Annotated in this window: 22 protein-coding genes; 13 read left to right on the forward strand and 9 right to left on the reverse strand. The window is 59.0% G+C overall.

What is annotated here, in order from left to right; genetic code table 11:
- Window positions 1-28: 28 nt before the first annotated feature.
- Both mprF and ACXAH8_RS08880 read right to left on the reverse strand, forming a co-directional pair.
- Window positions 29-2,632: a bifunctional lysylphosphatidylglycerol flippase/synthetase MprF gene (mprF, locus tag ACXAH8_RS08875; RefSeq protein ID WP_475217702.1), complete on the reverse strand. Its 2,604-nt coding sequence runs from the start codon at window positions 2,630-2,632 to the stop codon at window positions 29-31.
- Between the two features lie 87 nt (window positions 2,633-2,719).
- Entirely contained in the window at window positions 2,720-3,148 is a 429-nt protein-coding gene (locus ACXAH8_RS08880; RefSeq protein WP_170469819.1) for an Lrp/AsnC family transcriptional regulator, read from the reverse strand.
- An 87-nt stretch (window positions 3,149-3,235) separates the two neighbouring features.
- Here ACXAH8_RS08880 and rocF point away from each other — a divergent pair, with 87 nt between their 5' ends.
- Complete coding sequence (gene rocF, locus ACXAH8_RS08885) at window positions 3,236-4,156, forward strand: arginase (RefSeq protein ID WP_475218083.1); 921 nt, start codon at window positions 3,236-3,238, stop codon at window positions 4,154-4,156.
- Window positions 4,156-5,199, forward strand: a complete 1,044-nt coding sequence (locus ACXAH8_RS08890) for an ornithine cyclodeaminase (protein WP_475217704.1) — start codon at window positions 4,156-4,158, stop codon at window positions 5,197-5,199. The genes rocF and ACXAH8_RS08890 overlap by 1 nt, the downstream gene beginning before the upstream one ends.
- Before the next feature lie 244 nt (window positions 5,200-5,443).
- Here ACXAH8_RS08890 and ACXAH8_RS08895 read toward each other — a convergent pair whose 3' ends face one another.
- From ACXAH8_RS08895 to dctP, 3 genes are read right to left on the reverse strand one after another with little or no spacing between them, the layout of a single operon-like run.
- A complete protein-coding gene (locus ACXAH8_RS08895) occupies window positions 5,444-6,847 on the reverse strand; it encodes a TRAP transporter large permease (protein WP_475217707.1) in 1,404 nt (467 codons plus the stop codon).
- Window positions 6,848-6,850: 3 nt separating this feature from the next.
- Complete coding sequence (locus ACXAH8_RS08900) at window positions 6,851-7,480, reverse strand: TRAP transporter small permease subunit (protein WP_170376651.1); 630 nt, start codon at window positions 7,478-7,480, stop codon at window positions 6,851-6,853.
- A 58-nt stretch (window positions 7,481-7,538) separates the two neighbouring features.
- Window positions 7,539-8,555 carry a TRAP transporter substrate-binding protein DctP gene (gene dctP / locus ACXAH8_RS08905; protein ID WP_475217709.1) on the reverse strand — a complete coding sequence of 339 codons (1,017 nt, stop codon included), beginning with the start codon at window positions 8,553-8,555 and terminating at the stop codon, window positions 7,539-7,541.
- A 415-nt stretch (window positions 8,556-8,970) separates the two neighbouring features.
- Here dctP and acs point away from each other — a divergent pair, with 415 nt between their 5' ends.
- From acs to ACXAH8_RS08945, 8 genes are all read left to right on the forward strand, one after another.
- Window positions 8,971-10,935: an acetate--CoA ligase gene (acs, locus tag ACXAH8_RS08910; protein ID WP_475217711.1), complete on the forward strand. Its 1,965-nt coding sequence runs from the start codon at window positions 8,971-8,973 to the stop codon at window positions 10,933-10,935.
- A 7-nt stretch (window positions 10,936-10,942) separates the two neighbouring features.
- A complete protein-coding gene (locus tag ACXAH8_RS08915) occupies window positions 10,943-11,626 on the forward strand; it encodes an adenylate kinase (protein ID WP_475218085.1) in 684 nt (227 codons plus the stop codon).
- Window positions 11,627-11,807: 181 nt separating this feature from the next.
- The gene (locus tag ACXAH8_RS08920; RefSeq protein WP_170376639.1) at window positions 11,808-12,092 is read left to right on the forward strand and encodes a DUF4212 domain-containing protein; all 285 of its coding nucleotides are present in this window, start codon (window positions 11,808-11,810) and stop codon (window positions 12,090-12,092) included.
- Window positions 12,093-12,107: 15 nt separating this feature from the next.
- Window positions 12,108-13,892 (forward strand): sodium:solute symporter family protein, encoded by a 1,785-nt coding sequence (locus ACXAH8_RS08925; RefSeq protein WP_475217715.1) that lies wholly within the window; start codon window positions 12,108-12,110, stop codon window positions 13,890-13,892.
- Between the two features lie 102 nt (window positions 13,893-13,994).
- A complete protein-coding gene (locus ACXAH8_RS08930) occupies window positions 13,995-15,818 on the forward strand; it encodes a DUF294 nucleotidyltransferase-like domain-containing protein (RefSeq protein ID WP_475217716.1) in 1,824 nt (607 codons plus the stop codon).
- A gap of 84 nt (window positions 15,819-15,902) precedes the next feature.
- Entirely contained in the window at window positions 15,903-16,421 is a 519-nt protein-coding gene (locus ACXAH8_RS08935; RefSeq protein WP_170376630.1) for a hypothetical protein, read from the forward strand.
- 2 nt (window positions 16,422-16,423) lie between these two features.
- Window positions 16,424-17,836, forward strand: coding sequence for a 3'-5' exonuclease (locus tag ACXAH8_RS08940; RefSeq protein ID WP_475217718.1), 1,413 nt, complete (start codon window positions 16,424-16,426; stop codon window positions 17,834-17,836).
- An 89-nt stretch (window positions 17,837-17,925) separates the two neighbouring features.
- A complete protein-coding gene (locus ACXAH8_RS08945; protein WP_170376612.1) occupies window positions 17,926-18,426 on the forward strand; it encodes a flavin reductase family protein in 501 nt (166 codons plus the stop codon).
- Window positions 18,427-18,432: 6 nt separating this feature from the next.
- On the opposite strand, the gene ACXAH8_RS08950 is transcribed toward ACXAH8_RS08945, so the two are convergent.
- Genes ACXAH8_RS08950 through ACXAH8_RS08960 form a run of 3 tightly spaced genes read right to left on the reverse strand, consistent with a single transcriptional unit; the run spans window position 18,433 to window position 20,665 of the window.
- The gene (locus tag ACXAH8_RS08950) at window positions 18,433-18,912 is read right to left on the reverse strand and encodes a DUF6505 family protein (protein ID WP_475217720.1); all 480 of its coding nucleotides are present in this window, start codon (window positions 18,910-18,912) and stop codon (window positions 18,433-18,435) included.
- A complete protein-coding gene (locus tag ACXAH8_RS08955; RefSeq protein WP_475217721.1) occupies window positions 18,909-19,607 on the reverse strand; it encodes a biotin/lipoate--protein ligase family protein in 699 nt (232 codons plus the stop codon). The genes ACXAH8_RS08950 and ACXAH8_RS08955 overlap by 4 nt, the downstream gene beginning before the upstream one ends.
- Window positions 19,604-20,665, reverse strand: a complete 1,062-nt coding sequence (locus ACXAH8_RS08960) for an Mrp/NBP35 family ATP-binding protein (RefSeq protein ID WP_170526484.1) — start codon at window positions 20,663-20,665, stop codon at window positions 19,604-19,606. Before ACXAH8_RS08960 ends, ACXAH8_RS08955 begins: the two co-directional genes overlap by 4 nt.
- Before the next feature lie 108 nt (window positions 20,666-20,773).
- On the opposite strand from ACXAH8_RS08960, the gene ACXAH8_RS08965 reads away from it, so the two are divergent.
- A complete protein-coding gene (locus tag ACXAH8_RS08965) occupies window positions 20,774-21,502 on the forward strand; it encodes a c-type cytochrome (RefSeq protein WP_475217723.1) in 729 nt (242 codons plus the stop codon).
- Here ACXAH8_RS08965 and ACXAH8_RS08970 read toward each other — a convergent pair.
- Window positions 21,496-23,451 (reverse strand): 4Fe-4S binding protein, encoded by a 1,956-nt coding sequence (locus tag ACXAH8_RS08970; RefSeq protein ID WP_475217724.1) that lies wholly within the window; start codon window positions 23,449-23,451, stop codon window positions 21,496-21,498. The two genes, ACXAH8_RS08965 and ACXAH8_RS08970, sit on opposite strands and share 7 nt — an antisense overlap.
- 262 nt (window positions 23,452-23,713) lie before the next feature.
- Here ACXAH8_RS08970 and ACXAH8_RS08975 point away from each other — a divergent pair, with 262 nt between their 5' ends.
- Together ACXAH8_RS08975 and ACXAH8_RS08980 are read left to right on the forward strand one after the other, a co-directional pair.
- Window positions 23,714-24,268 carry a DUF3305 domain-containing protein gene (locus ACXAH8_RS08975; protein ID WP_170376596.1) on the forward strand — a complete coding sequence of 185 codons (555 nt, stop codon included), beginning with the start codon at window positions 23,714-23,716 and terminating at the stop codon, window positions 24,266-24,268.
- Window positions 24,265-24,834, forward strand: coding sequence for a DUF3306 domain-containing protein (locus ACXAH8_RS08980; RefSeq protein WP_475217726.1), 570 nt, complete (start codon window positions 24,265-24,267; stop codon window positions 24,832-24,834). Before ACXAH8_RS08975 ends, ACXAH8_RS08980 begins: the two co-directional genes overlap by 4 nt.
- The last annotated feature ends 3 nt before the right edge of the window (window positions 24,835-24,837 follow it).

The raw sequence follows: 24,837 nt of genomic DNA on the forward strand, positions 1-24,837 counted from the left end.
GTCTCGAACTAAACCTGAAACGCTCGCGCTACTTGGTCAGTCCCCGCAGGCCGCCCGAAATCAGGATGTTCACCTCATACAGGATACGCGGCGCGGCGAGCCCTCCGGGGCTGGCGAGGTAGTTCGGGCTCCATTCCGGATCGAACTTCTGTTTGAACGCGCGCAGCCCTTCGAAGTGATAAAACTGCTCGCCATGTTCGTAGACGAATCCGCCAATCCGGTTCCAGAGGGACGCAAGCTGACGGTTCTCGATCCCAGAAAACGGCGCCGCGCCGAGTGAGAACCAGTGGAACCCCTGCTCGGCCCCCCAGGACATCATCTCGGCGAACAGGGCATCCATGACAAAGCTGGGGCTATCCGGCTCGTACCGCATCAGATCCAGAGAAAGCTCGGACTTATGGCCACCTTGAAACAGATTGGCAAAGGCCATGATCTGACCGGTTTCTCCATTCCGCAAAACGGCATGATCAAAGTAGGACAGGTAGTCATCGTCAAAACCACCCAAGGCGAACCCTTTCTCGGCCCCTGCTTTTTGCTCCAGCCAGTGATCGGAAATCGCCCTCAGCTCCGGCAGAACGGGCGCAAGGTCTTCTTTTGGAATGATCTCGAACACATAGCCTTCGCGCTCGGCTCGGTTCTTGGCCTGACGGAAGCGTTTCCGGGATTTGCCGTCAAGCGAGAAGTCTTTCAGCGGTACGCGTGCGACCTCTCCGATCTTCAGGATCGACAGGCCGAGGTCCAGAAAGGTTGGCAGGTACTTGGTTGAAACGCTGTAGAAGGCGCAGAGCTTACCCTCTCGATCCGCCATTTCTCGCAGTTGCCAGACCAGTTGTTTGCCAGCCTTTTCATCGCCCACAGGCTCACCCTTTGAGATGATTGCATTGCCGGTGTCCGCATAGGCGATGAACGCGGACTCGTCAGGCGCAATCAGGAATTGCTTGTCGCCAGTCAGGGAAATCTGGGATTCTGTATCTTCACTCTCCATCACCAGCTTTTCGACGCATTCGGGGATTTCCGTGCGCACCGGCGCTGGGATTTCACGCCCGAACAAGGACGTAACGGCCACAATACCGAGGATGACCGCCACCACGAGGCTGGAGCGCAGGAATCGGGACGCGTCGCCATTCCAAGCGAACTCCCACCATAGCGCGTTTTGGTATTGCACATGTGAATAGGCAAAGAGCCCGATCCAGAAAATAACGGCCAGCAGCGCCACAACGCTGACCAGCCAAGGGATGTTCAATCGGAAGATCGACGCTCCGCTGACGCGGTAGAACGCACCACGGAACAGCGCCAGTACGGCGATTGTTGCCAACATGCCCAACGCCTCATGCGTATCCAATCCCTTTGCCAGAGACGCGGCGAAGCCCGCGACCATCAGCAACATCGCGACCACCCACGCGCGATAGAGCTTGCGGAACAACCCGCGCGACACAAGCAGCAGCAGCACACCCACGGCGCTGCCAGCCAGATGCGAGGCCTCGACAAAGGACAATGGCAAAACCTCGCGCAACGCGCCGAGGCTTTTGCTGTCCGTCGGCAACGCGCCCGAGACCAGCAGGATGATCCCAGCAACCGCAGTCACCCCGGCGGCAACCATGGGCACAATGGGGCGAATGGCGCGGTACACCCATGTCCCCGCCCCGATAATCCTGTGGCGTTGCGTCAGCGCCGAGGCAACTGCGATGGACAGGCTGGCGATGGCGAAAGGCAAGAACGTATATACGACACGGTAGAGCAGCAGCGCCGCAATGACATCCGATCGACCCGAGGCCCCCAGCCCTGCGATCAGCGTCGCCTCAAACACCCCGATACCGCCCGGTGCATGACTGACAATCCCAACGGCAATCGCGGCGATGAAGATGGTGAAGAAATACGGATACCCAACCCCAAGGTCGTCCGGCATCAGCACGTAAAGGACCATGGAGGCCCCGGCCAGATCGCCAATCGCCGCCAGTGTAAGGCATGAGGCCAGCTTGCCACCCGGCAGTTGGAAGCCGATCCCCAGAACCTCTAACCGACGCCCACCGGTAGAGAGCCAGACAAAAACCACTATCAGCGCGCCAAGCAGCCCCAACCCGATGACGGTTTCAACCGTCGCGCTGATCGGCAGCGCGTTCGAGATACCGTCAGGATGAAAGGTCAAAAGCAGGCCAAGGACCAAAACCAGCCCCGTCCAGAACGCCACCCAGGACGTGGCTATGACCCCGGCAACGCGGCTTAGATCCAGACCCAAAGACGCATATATCCGATATCGGATGGCCGTTCCGGTGATGTAGGAAAAGCCCAGACAGTTGGACACCGCATAGCCGCTGGCTCCGGCCATTCCTGCAACCGGCAGAGGGACCTCCCCGTCTGCCACGCTTTGAACCGCGAAGACATCGTATAGCGATAGCGAAAAGAAGCTGACCGCCGTCCAACACAGAGCATAAAACATCACGCGCCAAGGCGTTTCCGAGATATCCGCCTGAACGTCTGTCCATTTCACATGAGAAGACAGCTCATGCAGAACCGTCAGCGCGATCAGGGTGACAAAGATCGGGATGGCGATGCGGACCCACGGCTTCTCAAGGAATGCGGTGATCTTTTCGGCCAATTGCACGGCCCGTGGTTCGTGCTGCTGAGTGGTCATTTTCGATCAATCCTGCCTGTATCCCCGCCGACTGTCGCACAATTTCCGTGGCCGACAAAGTGTAACGGCCCGTTTCACGCAGCGTTTTCAGAACCTTCCCTTGCGCGTGGACAGCAGAAGGTTTGTCTCGGACCGAGTGATCCCTTCCATGCGGCGGATCTGGAACAAGACCTCATCAAGTTCCGCAAGCGTGTCCGTGCCGATCTCAGCGATCAGATCCCAGCTTCCGTTTGTGGAATGCACGGCGCGCACCTGCCGTAGCGCTCCGATCCGGGCCATTGTGCGTTCGGTCCCACGCCCCTCGATCTCAAGCATCATCAGACCCCGAACCGGGCTTTGCGCCACATCGCGCTTGGTCTGAACGGTAAAGCCTACGATCTCGCCAGACTGCTTGAGGCGCTGCAGTCGACTACGAACGGTCGTGCGCGTGACGCCAAGCGTCTCGGCCAGCTCAGACAGCGACGCCCTTGCGTCCCGGTGTAGCGCGCTGAGCAACCTGTTGTCCAAATCGTCCATGAATAGCTTCCTTTTCGGATATTCACCTTTCTTATTGAGCAATTTGCTCTCTTCACGCAAGACAGACTGTCACGTTACATGAAGCATATGGATACCAAGAACATAGTTTTAGTTGGCGCCCCCATGGACGCGGGCAAGCGTCGGCAGGGTTGCCGAATGGGGCCGGATGCCTACCGCGTGGCCGGGCTGGATCGCGCCCTTGCGGATCTTGGTCACACGGTGATCGACTACGGAGATGTCGCCCCGGATGCGGTCGAGACCCCGGACCACTCCCACCTTTTCGCTCTGCCCGAGTGCATCGGGTGGACGCAGGCTTTGGCCAGAGTCGCTGCCCAAGTCTCGCCCCAAGGTGTGCCAATCTTCTTGGGCGGCGATCATGCCTTGTCGATGGGAACCGTGGCCGGAATGGCGGATCATGCACAGCGCATCGACCGGCCTCTGTTCGTTCTGTGGCTGGACGCCCATAGCGATTTTCACACCCCCGGAAGTACCGACAGCGGCAACCTGCATGGAACACCTGTCGCCTACTTCACTGGCCAGCCCGGCTTCGAAGATTTTCCACCCTTGCCTGCCGTAGTTCCAACCAATCGCGTTGGTATGATCGGATTGCGTTCGGTCGACCCCGCTGAACGCGCCTCGCTTGAGAAGAACCACGCGATGCTGGCCGATATGCGAAGCATTGACGAGCATGGGATCAAAGCGCCCCTCATGGCCTTTCTGGACCGCGTAAGGGCTGAGAACGGCATCCTTCACGTCTCACTGGATGTCGACTTCCTCGACCCCGCAATCGCGCCCGCCGTCGGGACAACCGTGCCCGGGGGCGCCACCGAACGCGAAGCCCATCTGGTCATGGAGCTTCTGCATGAAAGCGGGCTGGTCTGCTCCCTCGATCTGGTCGAGTTGAACCCCTTTCTGGATGAACGCGGACGCACCGCAAAACTCATGGTCGATCTGGCTGCATCCCTGATGGGACGCCGGATCTTTGACCGCCCCACTCGGAGTTTCTGATGACTATACCCTCAGACAAGGCCCTGGTGCCCTTTGTTTCTGTCGACAACATGATGCGGCTGGTTCACCATGTCGGCGTCGAAAAGATGATCACTAGGATCGCCGAACAGATCGAGGCCGATTTCAAACGCTGGGAAAGCTTCGACAAGACCCCTCGGATTCCGGCTCATTCCCCGCATGGGGTGATCGAACTCATGCCTACTTCGGATGGTGAGGCGTATGGTTTCAAATACGTCAATGGGCACCCGAAGAACACGTCCGAAGGGCTGCAAACAGTAACGGCCTTTGGACTGCTCGCGGATGTCTACACGGGCTACCCGACCCTTCTGACCGAGATGACCATCCTGACCGCCCTGCGGACGGCGGCGACATCAGCTTTGGTCGGTCGGTATCTCGCCCCTAAAGGTGCGACCACAATGGCCATGATCGGCAATGGCGCGCAGTCCGAGTTCCAGTGCCTGGCCTTCAAGGCCATGTGCGGTATCGACACCGTGCGGCTCTACGATACGGACCCGAACGCCACCGCCAAATGTGCTGCCAACCTGCAAGGCAAAGGCCTGAACGTAGTGCCTTGTAAAACCGCCGAAGAGGCGATTGAGGGCGCGCAGATCATCACCACCTGCACCGCGGACAAGAAATACGCCACGATTCTGACCGACAACATGGTCGGCCCCGGCGTCCATATCAACGCGATTGGCGGCGACTGCCCCGGTAAGACTGAGCTACATCGCGACATCCTTCTGCGCTCGGAGATATTCGTGGAATACCCCGAGCAAACCCGGATCGAGGGCGAAATTCAGGCTTTGGAGGATGACCATCCTGTCACTGAACTGTGGCAGGTCATGACCGGTCAGGCACGCGGTCGGACAGACGATAAGCAGATCACTCTGTTCGACAGTGTCGGCTTCGCAATTGAGGACTTCTCGGCTCTGCGCGTCATCAAGAGCGCAATCGCGGAGACTGACTTCTTCGAGCCGCTGGATATGCTGGCCGACCCTGACGATCCCCGCGATCTGTTCGGGATGCTCATGCGCGCCGGCTAACCCGCTTCCGATCCTGCGCCGGGTCAGTGTCGAAAAGGGGGCTCTGCCCCCGCCGCCCGTTCCGGGCGTCTCCCCCGGGATATTTCTAGCCAGATGAAGAAACGGATCGTTAACCTAGATTCGGTATTCGTCTTATGCGGTTGACCGCGCCAGGTGAAGCTCTCTGACGTTGAGGTCAGGGAGCGGATCCCTGCTTCATCTGGCTAAAAATATCCCGGAGCGCGAGGCAGAGCCTCGCAAAATCCTAGCCAGCCAAAGACGGTAAGTAGAGAACGATGCTCGGAAATGCCACAAGCAGCGCAATGGTGGCCGCGTCAGCCAGGAAGAACGGGGTAACCCCCTTGAAGACGTCCTGAACACTCAGGTCCGGCCGGACCCCTGCCACCACAAAGCAGTTCAGACCAATGGGTGGCGTGATCAGACAGAATTCGGCCATTTTCACCACCAGAATCCCAAACCAGATCGCACACATCGGGCCGGACATGCCAAAAGCGCTTTCTGCGGCACTGACGGTTTCCCCTCCGTTCAGGGCCATGACGGCGGGGTAGACGACGGGCAAAGTCAACAGCAACATCCCGATGGCATCCATGAACATACCCAACACCGCATAGGCCAGAAGGATGCAGATCAGGATTAGCATTGGCGACATTTCAAGCGAGGTGATCCAATCCGAGAAGGCACCTGGAAGGTCTGCAAAGCCCAGGAACCGCACGTAGATCAGCACGCCCCAGATGATCGAGAAGATCATGGCCGTCAGCTTGGCTGTCTCTAACAGAGCCGATTTGAACTCGGGCCAGCGCATGCCATGAACCAGGGCGAAACAGAAGACGATGAACGCGCCTATGGCCCCGCCTTCGGTTGGGGTTCCCCACGCCTGTTCTCCGAATGGGTTATAGACGAAACAGATGATGATCAGGATGACTGCAACAATCGGGATCGCCCCGGGAAGTGCTTGGAACCGCTGTTTCCAAGTGAAACCGGTGACAGGAGGGCCAACGGATTTGAACACGACCGCGATACCGACAATGAGCAAACCGTAGATCACGGCAGAAAACGCTCCGGGAATGAAGCCCGCCAATAGCAGCTTGCCGACGTCCTGTTCGACGATGATGGCATAGATCACAAGGATGGCTGACGGCGGGATCAGCGAGGCCAGCGTCCCTCCAGCAGCAACGACGCCTGCGGCGAAGCGCTTGTTGTAACCAACGCTCAGCATTTCGGGAATCGCGATACGGGCAAACACAGCCGAGGTGGCGACCGAGGCACCAGAAACGGCGGCAAACCCTGCCGTGGCAAAAATGGTGGAGACCGCGAGGCCTCCGGGAACCCAGGCAATCCAGCGTTTAGCCGCTTCGAACAGCGCGCGCGTCAGGCCCGCGTAGTAGGCAAGGTAGCCGATCAGGATGAAGGTCGGGATCAGGCTAAGCGTATGGGCGGCGACCTTTGAATGGGGCACCTGCCCTGCTGTTTTGACCGCGACGGTGAGCGCTTTGCCAAACCGGTCGGGATCGTACCCGAACTTTGCCCAGAAAATCCAAACCAAGCCGAACAACCCTGCCAGCCCTGCAGCAAAAGCCACTCGCATGCCCGTGACCACAAGGACCAGCAGCCCAGCCGTTACCCAAAGGCCGATGTCAATCGTGTCCATCTGTTAGTCCTGCCCTTCGAACTGCTCTGCCTCTGCGGCAGCCTGTGCGGCGGCGTCCTGAATCAAGGGCACCGCCACGGGTGCCTCAAGGCCCAAAACAAACGCGCGGCCGTAGCCCCAAATTTGAAGCACCAGGCGAAGTGACAAAACCGAGAACGCCACCGGGGCCAACAGTTTCGCGGGCCAAAGCGGAATGCCTATGTCAATTGAGCTGTCGCGGCTCCACATCGGCGCGCCGAAATCAAAAGATCGGTCAAAATGGGACCAGCTGCCCCAGACCAATGCCAGCATCAGGACAAGGATCAGGATTACCGAGATCAGCTCGAACAACCACAGCGCCCGTCCGTGCAGACGCGAGATCACAATGTCCATCCGGATATGGCCGCCATCGCGCTGCACGTAAGAGATGCCGAGAAAGGCGATCAGTGGCATCGCCTGTTCGATCCAGTCAACATAGCCCGGCAACGGCGCGTTTATCGCGTTGCGGCCGCTGACCGAGACGACGGCCAGGACCATCAGTCCAAAGACGGCTATTCCGCTGATCAATGCGAGAGCCCGCTCCAACTTCAGCAAGTGCTGATCTATCTGGCTGAGGCGGCTGCCATCCTCCAGCACCGTGGCCTGTCCCGCCATTCCGGTGATCCCCTTTGTCAAGAAAGACCGGGCGCAAGGACGCGCCCGGTGAATGCGATCAGTTGCCGCCGCGCTGTTGCGTCAGCGTGGTCTGAACCAGATCGTAGAGGTCCTGCGCTGGTAGGCCCTGCGCGCTCATATCTGCAATCCACTGTTCGCGGATCGGATCGGCGGCCTTGGCACGGAACTCTTCAATGACCGCTTCGTCGATCATAACCTTCTGCACACCCTTTTCTTCCAGGACGCTATCCCATTGCTCCAGAAGCCCAGCATAGTTGGCCAGATAATGCTCAATGGCCTCATCAATTGAGCTGTCGAGAGCTTCGCGGTGCTCAGGCGACAGCGCTTCATACGCGTCGATATTCGCAACAACCGGGCAATTCACGGTGCCGGGGTTGAGGTTTGCCGTCCACCAATCGGCCTCATTGATCGTACCGAATGACAGGTGCGCGTGCTGGGCGAAAGCGACCGTATCGACCACACCGGATTCCATGGCGTTAAACGCCTCAGTCGCAGGGACAGAGGTTGGTACACCGCCCACGGCCTCAAAAGCTTTGCCCAGACCACCTGTTGCACGTACGCGCATGCCTTCGAACGCTGCCAGATTGTCGCGTGGATCGCCGGTGCCGACCAAATTGTACTGCGGCATGGGCGAGGTCATCAGAATTCGCGCATTCCATTGCGCCATTTCTTCGGCCACCGCAGGGTGATCATAGACCGCATGGCTGACGGCAACCTCTTCTTCCAGATTGTTCACGCCCAGAAACGGCAGCTCCAGCACCGTAATCGCGCGGTTCTTGTCGCGGTGATAGCCCGCACAGAACTGCGCAATCTCGAATGCGCCGATCTCGATACCATCCAGGTTCTCGCGCGGCTTCGACAGGCCGCCATAGCTGACATTGATCGTGAACTCTCCGCCGGTTTTTTCCGAGACCAGCTCGGCCAGTTTTTCGACATGTTCGGTAAAGGCGCGGCGCTTGCCCCAGACCGAGGCGTTCCATTCGGTGGCTGCGGCCTCGGACACGAAGGCAACGCCAAGGGCGGCGACAGCGGCACCGCTCAGCATCTTTTTCATAGTAAGTTCTCCCTTTGATGCGCCCCCTCCCGAGGCGCTTGAAAGGATGCTAGCGCCAACATGTATATGTGCCAACCCCTGCGTCCTGATAGGTGATTTTCAGACTGATCTTTTAAGTTTTCATGCTTAACGACATACGCGCGAAAAAACCGGTTTTCGCGTTTAACGGTCGAGCTAGCAACGTTACAAACTTAACATTGTTAATAAAGGATTTTTCACGTTCATTCGAGTTTTGTTGACTCTTTCACCCCCTATGGAAAAATTTCTTTACAAACAAATCCAAAGAATACGGCAATTTATTTCATTATTTTCTGAACCCGGCCATACTTCGATCGGGGAGGAACGGGATCGACTATGCCCAAATAACTGGCAAGATATGTCCCAACGTTACTAGCCTAGAGGGAGGAGCCTCAACATGACCACCGCTGCCCAGGCAGATGCCAAGACCTATCCGCCAACTGCAGAAACCGTCGCGCACGCGCATGTCGACGCTGCTAAATACGACGAGATGTATTCTGCATCGGTAAATGACCCGGACGCGTTCTGGGGCGAACACGGCAAGCGGATCGACTGGATCAAGCCCTTTACGCAGGTCAAGGATGTCAATTACGATTTCGGCTCGGTCAAGATCAACTGGTATGCCGATGGTACTCTGAACGTCTCGGCCAACTGCCTCGATCGCCATCTGGAGACGCGCGGCGATCAGACCGCAATCATCTGGGAACCGGATGATCCAAATGATGCTGCCCAGCACATCACCTATGCCGAGTTGCACCGCCGCACATGTCGCCTGGCCAATATTCTGGAATCCATGGGCGTGCGCAAAGGTGATCGCGTCATTATTTATCTGCCGATGATCCCCGAGGCCGCCTATGCAATGCTGGCCTGCGCGCGCATCGGTGCGATTCACTCAATCGTTTTTGCAGGCTTCTCGCCAGACGCTCTGGCGGCCCGTGTCAACGGTTGCGACGCCAAAGTCGTCATCACAGCAGATGAAGCCCCGCGCGGCGGCCGCAAAACGCCGCTGAAATCGAACGCTGACGCGGCGCTGCTGCACTGCAAAGACAGCGTCAAATGCCTGGTCGTCAAACGCACGGGTGGTCAGACCACTTGGATCGATGGGCGTGACTACGACTACAACGAAATGGCGCTGGAGGCCGATGACTATTGCGCCCCAGCCGAGATGAGCGCTGAAGACCCGCTGTTCATTCTTTACACGTCGGGTTCGACCGGCCAGCCCAAGGGTGTGGTTCACACTACCGGCGGCTATCTGGTCTATGCCGCAATGACCCATGAGATCACCTTCGACTATCATGAAGGCGATGTGTACTGGTGTACGGCAGACGTGGGTTGGGTCACTGGCCACAGCTATATCGTCTATGGTCCGCTGGCCAATGGTGCCACAACTCTGATGTTCGAAGGCGTGCCGACTTACCCAGATGCAGGTCGTTTCTGGGAAGTTTGCGCCAAGCACAAGGTCAACCAGTTCTACACGGCCCCAACCGCGATCCGCGCCCTGATGGGACAAGGAAGTGAGTGGGTCGAAAAGCACGATCTCAGCGACCTCAAAGTTTTGGGTACCGTGGGTGAGCCAATCAATCCGGAAGCCTGGAATTGGTACAACGAAGTTGTCGGCAAGGGCAAATGCCCGATCGTCGATACATGGTGGCAGACTGAAACCGGTGGTCACCTGATGACCCCCCTGCCCGGCGCGCATGCGATGAAGCCCGGCTCGGCGATGAAACCGTTCTTTGGCATCGAGCCGGTGGTTTTGGACCCGCAATCGGGCGTCGAGATTGAAGGAAACGGTGTAGAAGGTGTTCTGTGCATCAAAGACAGCTGGCCCGGCCAGATGCGCACCGTCTGGGGTGATCACGAGCGGTTCGAGAAGACCTACTTCTCGGACTACAAAGGCTACTACTTCACCGGCGACGGCTGCCGTCGCGACGAAGGTGGTGACTACTGGATCACTGGCCGCGTCGATGACGTGATCAACGTCTCGGGCCACCGTATGGGTACTGCTGAAGTCGAAAGCGCGCTTGTGGCGCATGCCGCAGTGGCCGAGGCCGCCGTAGTGGGCTATCCCCATGAAATCAAAGGGCAAGGCATCTATTGCTATGTCACTCTTATGAATGACCGAGAGCCTTCGGATGAGCTGCTCAAAGAGCTGCGCACCTGGGTTCGGACCGAGATCGGCCCGATCGCCTCGCCTGACGTCATTCAGTGGTCCCCAGGCCTGCCCAAAACACGCTCGGGCAAAATCATGCGCCGCATCCTGCGCAAGATCGCCGAGAACGACTTTGGCTCGCTGGGCGATACGTCCACTCTGGCCGATCCGTCAGTTGTCGACGACCTGATTGCAAACCGAGCGAATAAGTGAGGGCATGATGGACGCTGCGACCATGACAACTCCTGCTGTTCTCATCCTTCTCGGCCCTCCGGGTGCCGGGAAGGGCACTCAGGCGCGCATGCTGGAAGACAAGTTCGGGCTGGTGCAACTCAGCACCGGTGACCTTCTGCGTGCGGCCGTTGCTGCAGGCACCGACGCCGGAAAGGCGGCGAAAGCCGTGATGGAGGCCGGCGAGCTGGTCAGCGACCAGATCGTCATCGACATTCTGCGCGACCGTATGGCTGAACCCGACTGTACTAAAGGGGTCATTCTCGATGGCTTCCCCCGCACCACGGTTCAGGCCGAAGCGCTGGATGGTCTTCTGGCTGAAAAGGACCAGAAGATCAGCGCCGCGATCAGCCTTGAGGTTGAGGATGCGGAAATGGTGGTCCGGATCTCGGGCCGCTACACCTGCGCCGGTTGCGGCGAAGGCTACCATGACACGTTCAAGAAACCGTTGGTCGACGGAACTTGTGACAATTGTGGCGGGACCGAGTTCAAGCGCCGGGCCGATGACAACGCGGAAACCGTTGCCTCACGCCTGAGCGCCTATCACGCACAGACAGCCCCACTGATCACCTATTACGACGGTCAGAGCGTTCTTAAGCGGACGAACGCCATGGGCAAGATTGAAGACATCGCGCGCGACCTGGAGGACATCGTCGCCAGCGCGGTGAGCTAAGGGAGGGAGACAGGCCGTAAGGCCTTGATCCTTAAACAGAATACTTCGATGCACCGCCTTGGCGGAACAGAGGAGTTTTGTCAGATGCCACGGGGTATCTGTCACATTCGAGAAGCGGTCCGGCGCGCTGGAGGAACGAAGCAAAGGACCGCCCAACGAGGAAGCGAAGGAGGAACCCGCAATGGCGGATCAATCTACCAACTCCGCGCAGACTGCCGAAGCCGATAAGGGCTATTGGCAGGCCAACCTGCGCCTCATCTACATCAGCCTCGCGATCTGGGCGCTGGTGTCGTTTGGATTCGGCATCCTGCTGCGTCCGCTGCTGTCCGGCATTTCTGTTGGCGGTACCGATCTGGGCTTTTGGTTCGCTCAGCAGGGATCAATCTTGGTCTTTCTGGTGCTGATCTTCAACTACGCCTGGCGCATGAACAAGCTAGACGCCGAACACGGCGTAGACGAAGAGTAAGGGAGAGCGGGGACAATGGATCAGTTTACCATCAACCTGCTGTTTGTTGGCGCGAGTTTTGCGCTATACATCGGCATCGCGATCTGGGCCCGTGCGGGTTCCACATCTGAATTCTACGCTGCTGGTCGCGGCGTTCACCCGGTCACCAACGGTATGGCGACAGCGGCGGACTGGATGTCTGCGGCCTCGTTCATCTCGATGGCGGGCCTCATCGCCTTTACCGGCTATGACAACTCGACCTTCCTGATGGGTTGGACCGGTGGCTACGTGCTGCTGGCTCTGCTGCTTGCGCCCTACCTGCGTAAGTTCGGCAAATACACCGTCTCGGAATTCATCGGCGACCGTTTCTACAGCCAGACTGCACGCGTCGTTGCCGTGATCTGTCTGATCGTTGCGTCGGTGACCTACGTGATCGGTCAGATGACCGGCGTTGGCGTGGCCTTTGGCCGCTTCCTTGAGGTTTCGAACACATCCGGTCTGCTGATCGGCGCCTGTGTCGTGTTTGCATACGCGGTGTTTGGCGGGATGAAGGGTGTGACCTACACCCAGGTTGCTCAGTACTGCGTGCTGATCACAGCCTACACCATCCCGGCGATCTTCATCTCGCTGCAGCTGACCGGCACGCCGATCCCTGCACTGGGTCTGTTCGGTGACACCGCAAGCGGTGAACCTCTACTGACCAAACTGGACGCCATCGTGACCGAGCTGGGCTTCAACGAATACACAGCCCACCACTCGAACACGCTGAACATGGTTCTGTTCACGCTGTCGCTGATGATCGGTACTGCGGGTCTGCCGCACGTCATCATGCGCTTCTTCACCGTTCCGAAAGTGTCTGACGCACGTTGGTCGGCTGGCTGGACTCTGGTCTTCATCGCGCTGCTGTACCTGACCGCCCCTGCGGTTGGCGCAATGGCCCGTCTGAACATCACCGACATGATGTGGCCCAACGGTGGCATCGAAGGTGGCGCTGTCTCAGTCGAGGAAATTGACAACGATCCGCGCTATGACTGGATGCAGACGTGGCAGAAAACCGGTCTTCTGGATTGGGAAGACAAGAACGGCGACGGCAAGATCCAGTACTACAACGACAAGTCCGAAGCGATGACTGCAATCGCGGAAGAAAAAGGCTGGGTCGGAAACGAGCTGACCAAATTCAACCGTGACATCCTGGTTTTGGCCAACCCCGAAATCGCCAACCTGCCGGGTTGGGTGATCGGTCTGGTCGCTGCCGGTGGTCTTGCGGCTGCTCTGTCGACCGCTGCGGGCCTGTTGCTGGCGATCTCGTCGGCGGTGTCCCACGACCTTATCAAAGGTGCGATCAATCCGCAGATCTCGGAAAAAGGTGAACTGCTGGCCGCGCGTATCGCAATGGCCGTAGCCATCCTGGTTGCAACCTATCTGGGTCTGAACCCACCGGGCTTTGCGGCGCAAACTGTGGCCTTGGCCTTCGGTCTGGCGGCTGCCTCGATCTTCCCGGCGCTTATGATGGGGATCTTCTCGACCCGCATCAACAACACCGGCGCGGTTGCTGGTATGCTGGCTGGTCTGGTTGTCACTCTGGTCTATATCTTCCTGCACAAGGGCTGGTTGTTCATTCCGGGCACCAACTCGTTCACCGATGCTGACCCCCTGCTGGGTCCGATCAAGTCGACTTCGTTCGGAGCCATCGGTGCAATGATCAACTTCGCAGTTGCGTATGTTGTTGCCGGCATGACCAAAGAGACTCCGCAGGAGATCAAAGATCTGGTCGAAAGCGTACGCATTCCCCGTGGTGCGGGTGCAGCTCAGAACAAATGAGCTTGATGCGGCCTGAGGTTCTTGCCATTGGCCGCGTCTTTCGATCCACTACTCCCGTCCGGCACACCACCGGGCGGGATTTTTGTTCCACGGAGTATTTAGATGCCCCTGTCCCATGACCAGATCACCCGGTTTCTGGAATCCGTACATCCTTACGATGCCCTGCCCGCCGACGTACTGGATGAAGTCGCCAAACAGATCGAGGTCTGGGAGGTTGATGAGGACTACCCTGTTTACGATCTAGGCCACAAACTACCCGGCGTATTCGTGATCTATGAAGGGCAGGTTGAAATCACGGATGAGAACGATGAGGTCGTTTCGCATCTGGGATTGCGCAATTCCTTTGGAGAACGCGGACTGCTTAAAGACGGCAAAGCCGCGACCAAGGCACGCGCCCATACCCCATCTGTGCTGATCGTACTTCCACCTGAACTGGTGCGAGAGTTGATCGACAACCATGATGTGGTCTCGAAGTTTTTCGATCGCTCACGCGGGGGCCGCAGCGGTCCGCAGAGTTTGGCGACCAGCGCCATTGATGTCCTGATGGCGCACAATCCGGCCACCTGCCCTCCGGCCACGACCGTGCGCGACGCCGCGCGCCTGATGCGCGACAAGGGGATTTCGTCGCTATGCGTGACAGAGGCCGACGATCTGGTAGGCATCACCACCTTGCGTGATATCTCGGGCAAGTTTGTGGCCGATGCAATGCCGGCGGATACTCCGATCTCTCAGATCATGACGCCGAACCCAACCACCCTATCGCCATCGGATATCGGTTCGGATGTGCTGCACGTGATGATGGAGCGAGGGATCGGCCACATCCCGATTTGCGAGGGCGGAAGTCTAGTCGGCGTCGTTACGCAGACAGACCTGACCCATTATCAGGCCGTGAACTCGGCAGAGCTTGTTCGCCGAATTGCCCATGCCGACACTGCCCAGGAAATGGCCAAGGTCACGGCAGAAATCCCTCAGCTGCTGGTGCAGTTGGTTGCGGGTGGCAACCGGCATGAAATCGTAACACGGCTGATCACGGATATCGCCGACACTGCCACGCGTCGGCTGCTGAGTCTTGCTGAAGCCGAACTGGGGCCCCCGCCCGTGCCATACCTGTGGCTGGCGTGCGGATCGCAAGGACGACAGGAGCAGACAGGTGTGTCCGATCAGGACAACTGCCTGATACTCAACGATGCGGTGACCGAAGATGACATGGCCTATTTCACGCAACTGGCCAAACATGTCTCGGACGGGCTGGATACCTGCGGCTATTTCTACTGCCCCGGTGACATGATGGCGACCAATCCGCGCTGGTGTCAGCCGCTGCATGTCTGGCGCGACTATTTCAAGGGGTGGATTGCCAAACCGAATCCCGAAGCGCAGATGTTGGCCTCGGTCATGTTTGACTTGCGTCCTATCGGCGGCTCGTTCGAGCTGTTCGCCGATCTTCAGGCCGATACGCTGAACGCGGCCAATGCGAATTCGATTTTTGTCGCGCATATGATCTCGAACTCGCTGAAACACACGCCGCCGTTGGGTCTGTTGCGGGGGTTTGCCACCATCCGCTCGGGCGAGCATCGCAATACGCTGGATCTGAAACACAACGGCGTGGTGCCCGTGGTCGATCTGGCACGGATTTACAGCCTGCAGGGCAAACTGCCCGAGGCTAATACCCGCGCCCGCCTGAAAGCCGCTGAGGCCGCAGGTGTTCTAAGCCCGTCAGGTGCGCGTGATTTGCTGGATGCCTATGATCTGATTGCGGAAACCCGGCTGGAACATCAGGTCGCGCTGGTCAAATCCGGGGAAAAACCCGACAATTACCTGCCACCTACAAACCTGTCGGATTTTGAGCGCAGCCACCTGAGGGACGCATTTGTTGTGGTGAAAACCATGCAATCCGCCGTTGGTCACGGCAAAGGAATGCTGGGTTAAAATCGAGAGATCAGGGTCGCCCTCGGTGATCGAATTTGAAACGAAAAGAATGGGCGAGTAACGCCCGAAGGCTGGAGAAGACCAATGTTTCTGGAATTGATCGGTACGATATTTGCGGGCTTTGCCTTTGCCGGGATCGTGCTGGTGCTGAACAAGCTGACCGGCGGAAGGTTGCCCCGGTGGGCAACGCCAGTTGCTGCGGGGCTGGGCATGATCGGGATGACGATTGCCAGCGAATACTCGTGGTACGACCGCACCCGCGAAACGCTGCCGGACAGTGTCAGCATCATCCAAGAGGTCGAAAGCCGCGCGATTTACCGCCCCTGGACCTATGCCGTGCCTTTCGTGGACAGGTTTGCTGCCATCGACACAGACTCGGTGCGCAAGAATGAACAAGTGCCGGATGAACGGCTGGTCGAGCTCTATTTCTTTGGCCGCTGGGCACCGGTCTCGAAGGTACCGGTGGTCGTAAACTGCGCCGAAAACCTGCGGGCCAATCTGGCCGACGGGGCCGAATTTGGCGACGATGGCCGCGTTCTGAATGCCGACTGGATCAAGGCCGGGACCGGCGATCCGATCATCGAGGCCACCTGCGGAGTTTGATCATGCTGACCAAGTTGAGTCTGCGTCTGAGAATCTTTCTGTTCTTCTGCCTGTTAGCGGCTGGTGGGCTGGCGGTCAGCGCTCTGGCGCTTTGGTTCAGCTATGCCCGCGAGGGCAACCCCGCCCTTTTCGACCCGTTCCTTTTTGCCGGGATCGTGATTGCCTTTGGGCTGTTGGCCTTGATCGCCGGGGTCTGGTTGCTGTTTGACGACAACGTGGCAAAACCGATTGAGCGTCTGTCAGCCGAATTGCGCACGCGCGCGCATGCCGGAGTCAGCAGCAACATGGATGTCCAAACGGCGAAATACTTGGGCGACCTTGCCCCGGCCGCGGCTGGGCTGGCGGATCAGCTATCGCACAAGACGCTCAGCGTGGCCGAGGCTGTCGCATCCGAGACCGCCCAACTGGCGGCCGAAAAGAACAGGCTCACTGCCCTATTGACCGAAATCCCGGTTGCGATGCTGCTCGCCAGCCCGAACCACAAGATCGTCCTCTATGATGCGCAAGCGGCCGAGGTTCTGGCCCAGATCGCACATCCGCGCCTGAACGCCGCGCTTGAGGACTATCTACAGCCAGACGCGCTGTATGCCGCCTATTCGAAACTGGTCAAAACCGGTCAGGACGTTACCTGCACGTTGACCAGCATCGACGGAGCGCAGACTTACGCCGCGCGCGTGAAACCGTTGGGAGATGCGCCCGGATACATGCTGATCTTCGACGACAGCGCGGCGCAGATCGCCCCGGACGCGGCGCGCCCACTAGTCTATGATTTCGATCTGTTGAACATGTCGGCCTCGGACAGTTTCGAGGCCCAAACGATTGAAGATCTTTGCTTTGTCGTCTTTGACACCGAAACCACCGGCCTGTTGCCGCACAAGGACGAGATCGTTCAGATCGGTGCGGTCCGCGTCGTGAAAGGACGCATCGTTGAGGGGGAGCGGATCGACATGCTAGTCAATCCCGGCATCCCCATTCCAGCGGCCTCGACCAAGGTTCACAAGGTTAGCGACCAGATGGTGCAAGGCGCACCAGAGATTGGTGAAGCCGGCCGTATCTTTCATCAATTCGCTCGGGACGCCGTGATTGTTGCCCATAACGCGCCATTCGACATGGCATTCCTGCGCCGTCACGCCAAGCGGATGGGTGTTGAATGGGACCACCCAATTCTGGACACTGTGCTTTTGTCTGCTGTCCTGTTCGGCGCCAGCGAAACGCATACACTGGACGCGCTATGTGACCGTTTGGACGTAGAAATTCCTGAAGCGCTCCGTCACACGGCGCTGGGGGATGCGGTGGCCACGGCCGAAGCGCTTGTGCGGATGCTGCCGATGCTGAAAGCGCGGGAAATCACCACCTTCGGCGCAATCATCACCGAGACCCGCAAACATGGTCGCTTGTTGGAGGACCTGAACTGACCTAGTTTTTCAACGTGATGAACCAAAGTTACCATGGACAATACGGAACGGTCATGGCACCTGACGATCGGGCAGAGAACAGATGTGCAATGACCGAGAAGACTTTTATCCCGACCCCTGATCAAAGCACCGCGTTTCGTGAAGCGCTTGGGTGTTTCGGGACAGGTGTTACGGTCGTCACAACACAGACGGCACTTGGGCCGCGCGCGATCACCGTGAACTCCTTCACCTCGGTTTCACTGGACCCACCGCTGGTCCTGTGGTGTTTGGCCAAGGAATCCAACCGGTTCGGGGCGTTTTCGGACTGCCAGCACTATTCCATCCATGTCATGGCACAAGAGCAGCAGGACCAAAGCCTGCGGTTTGCGCGCGACGGAGAAGACTTCTCTCACGCAGACTGGAGCGCAGATGATATGGGCCGGCCGCAACTGGCCGATTGCCTCGCGCGGTTTGACTGCCATCTGCATGCCTGCCACGAAGCGGGCGACCACCTGATCATGGTTGGTCATGTGGATCAGGTCATGTACCGCACGGGCCAGGGCCTGATCTTCAAGCGGGGTCAGTTCGGCGGGTTTGTCGACCTGATCTGACGACCCTTAGTCGTCAAGCGAGCCATGAACCGCCAGCGCCTCGAGCTGAGTTTCCTGCGGAGTGATCACGCGGAACGCTTCATGCACTCCGCTTTCGGTCAATTCGCGCGCAACGGTCAGCAAGGTGTTGGCAGGGTGTTCGTCGCAAAGCTCGGACATATGATCTATCTCCGATTGCGCCACGCCCATCGCGGCCTCGACAGACGGTGCGCCGTAGAATTTCACGAAATGCTCGGCCAGATTTTCGACGATCTGGTCCTTCTCGGCCGGTTCGATCTGGGTGACGGCCACAAAGGTCACACGCCCGAAGGTCTCTAACCCCAACCAGCCATTGGCAAAGGCCTGACGGGCCTTGCCTTCTAGGTCTCCCTGCCCCCAATTCGAAAACTCAAACCCGCCCGAGATGCACCATTCCCCCGTGCGCGCGGGCGAGTGGAACACGTTCATGTCGCTTTCGTCGAAATGTATCGCGCGGGCCAGTTTCATCGGGTCGCCTCCAATAGGTTTGTGAGCGGGCGAAGGTGGGTCTCATCCTTCTCGCGGATCAACATGCCGAACCGCTCATCCGTGCCAAGGAACACGCCCTGCCCCTCGATCGGTTCTCCGACGCCGCGCAGAAGGCCAAGCCATTCGCCATGTAGCGGCGCGTTGCCGTCCTCGGACCAACGGTTGAGCCAGGTCAGCGTATGCCGTGACCAGCTTTCCACCAGTTGGGTTGCCGAAACCTCGGCGCAGCCCTCATCATAAAGCGCGGTGACGTCCGGCGTATGGCCGGGCGCATCGCTGGTTTGCAGCAGTACCAATTCCCACCCGACGACCAGCCAGTCGGGTATCTGGTCGGGATCGGTGGTCGACGCGGCAACATGGAACTGTCCGCATTTCGCACCGTTCACGCATATCAGGCCATCCCAGCCCAGATGCACCGCCACTTCTGGCGGGGCCAGAGCACCCAGCGCGTTCTGAAATCCAACGGCGCAGAGCGGCAGCATCGCCATGGCGTCCTGCAAGGCGACCTCCGGCGCGAATACAATGGCCGCGCGCAGGCGATCGGCCTGAATATTGTACACGACCGAGCCGGAATCGCAGCCCAGCGCCGCCATGGCTTGGGCCTTCTCGAATGGGTCCTCCCCACCCTTGGCGGGATGACCTGTGAGCAGAGGGGGAAAGACCGGTTCGCTCATGCGTTGCCTTTGGCAATAAGGTCGCGTGCGATCTTGCGGAACGCGTCGGCCTGCGGGCTGTCGGGCTTGCTGACCACGATGGGCGCCCCCCCGTCCGCGGCCATCCGGATATCCAGATGCAGTGGGATTTCACCCAAGAGCGGCACGCCCAGCGCCTCCGCCTCGGAGGCGACACCGCCATGGCCAAAGATATGCTCCTCATGCCCGCAGTTGGAACAGATATGGGTCGACATGTTTTCGATCATACCGAAGATCGGTGTCTTGAGCTGGTTGAACATGTCGATCCCCTTGCGGGCGTCGATTAGCGCCACGTCCTGCGGCGTTGAGACAACGATGGCCCCATCCACCTGGAACTTCTGGCTGAGCGTCAGTTGCACGTCACCAGTGCCCGGTGGCAGGTCAACGATAAGCACGTCCAACGCGCCCCATTGAACCTGGTTCATCATCTGTTGCAGCGCACCCATCAGCATGGGACCACGCCAAACAACGGCCTGCCCTTCGTTGGTCATCAGGCCCATCGACATCATGGTCACGCCGTGATTGCGCAGAGGCAGGATCGTCTTGCCGTCCGGGCTGGCCGGGCGTCCCGAGACACCAAGCATCCGAGGCTGCGAGGGCCCGTAGACATCCGCGTCAAGCAACCCGACACGTCGCCCCTCGGCCGCCAAGGCACAGGCAAGGTTTGCGGATACGGTGGACTTGCCGACCCCACCCTTGCCCGAGGCAACGGCGATAATACGATCCACTCCAGGCACAGCCTGCGGACCAGTCTGAGAGGGCTTTGGTTTCGGCTTCAAATCCGGCGGAGCCTTGTCGGAATGCGCGGTCATCATCGCCGACACTTTCGAAACCCCTTCGACCATCTGCGCGGCCTGCTCAGCGGCGGCGCGCACAGGCTCCATCCGCTCGGCCTGTTTGGGGTCGATCTCAAGTACGAAGCGCACAGTATCGCCTTCGACGTTCAGGGCGCGCACGACGCCCGCGCTGACGATATCCTGACCAGAAACCGGGTCAGTGATCTTTTTCAAGTTTGCAAGAACCGCGTCACGGACACTCATGCCATCATCCCCATAACCTGCCCCATCGCATGGTTGCTTTTCATTGCATGTGTCTCCGTCTCTTTTCGTTCATTTGACGCATTTGCCTTTTGGCGATTAGGCTTGGGCATGCGCTTTTTCCTTTTGTGCCTCAGCCTGACGCTCTCCGCCACCCCTTCCGGGGCGCAAGACGCGATTGGCTTGGCCAGCCCGACCGAAGTTTCGAACTCGGGCCTTTTGCAACATATTCTTCCGCGCTTTTCACTCAAGACCGGGATACGGGTAATCAGCGATGCTGAGGGCGTTATGTCGTTGAATACCGGCGCCGAAGGCGATCCGGTCTTTGCGCGTGGCGAGATCGTCTATCACCTGCGCATTCAGGACGACCCGAAACAGGAGCGGTTTCGTGACTGGCTGCTGTCGGATATCGGCAAGCGCACGATCGAAAGTTTTGCTCCGGATCAAGGCCCGCCCTTTAGTGCCAGTTTCGAGGTTGCCAGCGCCGAGGCCTCCGAAGTCATCGACGGCAACACCGCATTGGGTGAGGAGCTTTCGATGACCCATTGCGGCCGCTGTCATGTGATCGGCCCGCAGAACCGCATGAATGGGCTCGGCTCGACCCCGTCTTTCGCTGTGTTGCGCACTTTGCCGGATTGGGATGAAAGGTTTCAGGCCTTCTTCGCCCTGAACCCCCACCCGGCCTTTACGCAGATCGAAGGCCTCACGCCCCCCTTCGATCCCTCGCGTCCGTCGCCTATACACCCTGTTGAGATGACACTGGACGATCTGGACGCCATTCTGGCCTTTGTCTCGGTCATCAGCGCAGCGGATCTGGGCGCGCCGCTGCAGCATCAATGATCCTTCCGTTTTGAGAAATAGTCATCCGTCGTTACAACCTTGGGCCGCGGATTGGACTGGAAGGGATTGTCCTGCATGTTGAACTGCGCGCCCACCCGGCAATTGTCGCACATCTGGATCATCCGCGCCTGCTCGGACGAGGCAAACATCGGGTGTATCCCCGACAGCTTCTCCATGACCCGCTCGACCGTTGACTTCACACCGAACGGGGCACCGCATTCGACACATTCAAAGGGCTCTTCCTCGTTCAACACCTGCTGAGACAACGCGGCATCGCTCAGGTCCAGTTGGGGAACCAGCGCAATGGCATCCTCGGGGCAGATGTTGCGGCACAGGCCGCATTGCAAACAGGCGTCCTGCTGGAAGTTCAGCTGCGGTTTATCCGGGTTGTCGATCAGGGCCCCCGATGGGCAGAGCGACACACAGCTTAGGCACAGCGTACACGCATCCGTATCCACCGCGACGGCCCCATAGGGTGCGCCTTGGGGCAAAGCCAGAGGTTCCTCGGCCTTGGGGTTCAAAGCCTGTGCTGCCAATCGGGCGATTTGCCTGCGGTTGCCCAACGGCAGAACCGGATCGGTCAGTGCCGCCGGTACCTCTTGCGCATAGAGCAGATCGCTCATCGCATCCGGGTCGGCCTCATCAATCAGTCCAAGCCCTGCGTACGGTGCGATCGCCTGTGCAAGCTCCAGCTCGCGGTCCAGCGCATCCCGCTCCGTCGTGGGGGCCAGAAGGATGTCGACCCTCGCAAAGCCGTGGGCCAAAGCGGCCAGCATCTCGGCGTGGCCGAAACCGGAAATCACACTCGACTCCATCGGAATGACATCGGCGGGAAGTCCACGTCCGAACCGCGCGGCAAGTCGGACCATCTCGGCCCCATGGGCGTCATGCACCAGCAGACGCGGCGCGGAGCCTCCGGCCCGGCGATAGGTCCGGGCCAGGACATGCATGCGCGACAGCACCGCCGACACAGGCGGGTCTTCATAGGTGATCGCGGTCGAGGGGCACAATGCAGCGCAAGCCCCACAGCCAGCACAGATCATGGGATCTATGGCAATATGCTCTCCGGCGGGCGTGATGGCCCCGGTCGGGCAGATATCGAGGCAATTGGTACAGGCCACCTGCTCCGCCCGCGAATGGGCACACAGAGTTTCCTCTAGACGTACATAGAGGGGTTTTTCGAACGTCCCCACCAACTGCGCTGCATCAAACGCCAGCTTGGAGACAGCCAGCGGGTCGCGCGGGTCCGGCCGCAAATAGCCTTCGCGCTTGGCCGGAGCTTGAACGAATGGCGTCTCTCCGGTCACATCAATCAGGATGTCGCAGGCCGACTGCGCCCCGTCGCGCGGATCGGTCCATCCAAACGCCCCACGACCACCCGGGGCAATTTGCTGCAACCCGTCGATCCGCAGGGCAAACCCACCCAAAGCGCCCGAAACCGAACGCACCTGCCCCCGTACCACGTCAAAGCTGCGGCTGATGGGCGAGGTCTCATCTCCCGTCACAACAGTCACCGCCAGCGTGGTTGCCAAACGCTCGGCCAGATCAAAGGCGACCTCGGCCGGGCCAACGATGCAACAGGTCCCCTCGCTGATGACATCAACACTGGGCGAGATGGGCATCGGCACCAACGCCTCAGCCGCCAGGGCCGCCATCTTGGGGGCCGCGTCACCGGATTGGTCCGACCAGCCAGCGCGGTCCCTCAGATCAACAAAGGCGGGTGGTTCAACCTCAAGATCCTCGGCCAGATCGCGAAACACTTCCTGCTCCTGCCCGCAGGCGATCAGCAGTTGGTCATCCCCCTTCATAAACTCCGCAACGACACCCAGCTCTCGCGTGCAAAGGGCAGTGTGTGTTTTACTGCACTCCAGCTCGGTGGCCGCGCGGATACGGTCGGCATCCACCTGCTGCGAGCCTTCGCAGTTACATAGAATAAGTTTGGTGGCCATGTCCCTCCCCCGGACAGCTTCCTGACTTGTTACCTTAGATGGTATCGCTCGGCTGGCAATCCAGTCTTTGTCAAACACCAAGCATCGCACATTAAATTCTTTGAGAGCGCCTGTTTTTCCTGACACAAACGCTCGGAATTTCACTTGTTAAACTTTAGTCGTACAAGAGGTTTTTCACGCGATTGAGACTTGGCAGAGCCGCCCTATGTGTACCATAGTAGACTTAGGGTAAGGCAGGGGAGAGCCTTACGGGGAGGAGCCAGTGGCCAAGGCCGCAAGCCGTATTGAAATGCCTGTTGGCGTCATCGTGCGCAAAACACCCGGGGTAACTCGCTGGGCGAAGTGGAACTGGCGAGCAGTTGCCGTGCTGCCCGGTGCCGCCCCGGCCGACTGGGTCGAGCTTCGGCGCGAAGGCGATGCCGTGGAATACCATGCCGCCACCCTACCCCTGACCCTCTGGGCTGATGAGACCGAAGCTTACATGGTCAACCTCTCCGATGGACAACCTTCCGTCTATCTGGTTCTTCGCAATGATTTGGACGGTAACCGCCCGATGGATGCGGCGCTGATCACCGCCTCTCCATTCGAGGGGCAGGATTACGCGGATACTGGGGAAGAGATTGTTGAGAAGATCCCGATGACCGAAGGCCTGATCGCCTGGGTTCGGGATTTCACCTTGGAACACCACCGGGATGAAGTTTTCATCAAACGCCGTCGTGACAAGAAACGCACGGACCTTGTGGAGGACGGCAAGGGGGATGCGCGTATTCGGCAAACCTCGGACGTCTACCGCGCACCGAGGAAGGTGCTGCAATGACCCAAGCCCGCGATTTCTGGTCCCGCCGCAAGGCAGCCGTTCAGGCCGAAACCGAGGCCGAAGCGATCGCGGTGGAACAACAAACAATTGCGGCGCAACAGGCCGAGTTGGAAGAAAAGAGCGACGCCGAAATTCTGGCCGAGTTCAATCTGCCCGACCCCGACCAGTTGCAAGCTGGCGATGATGTGTCGGGCTTCATGGCTAAGGCAGTCCCCGACCGCTTGCGCCGACGCGCCTTACGTCGGCTTTGGAGGCTAAACCCGGTTCTGGCCAATGTGGACGGGCTGGTCGACTATGGCGAAGACTATACCGATTCCGCTTGTGTGATCGAAAACCTCCAAACCGCTTATCAGGTCGGCAAAGGGATGTTGGCGCATATTGAGGCTTTGGCAGCGGAAGAGGATGAGCCAGAGGTCGACGCCCCCGAGCCTGTCGAGGAAGAAGAACCCATCCTCGCCGAGCCCGAACTAGCGCCGGAACCGATAGCTCTGACCAAAGCGGAAGAACCTGAGGACGAAGCATATACCCCGGCCCCTCGCCGTATGAGATTTGAATTTGAAGGATAACTG

The organism is Ruegeria sp. ABV3_008 (assembly GCF_056161185.1).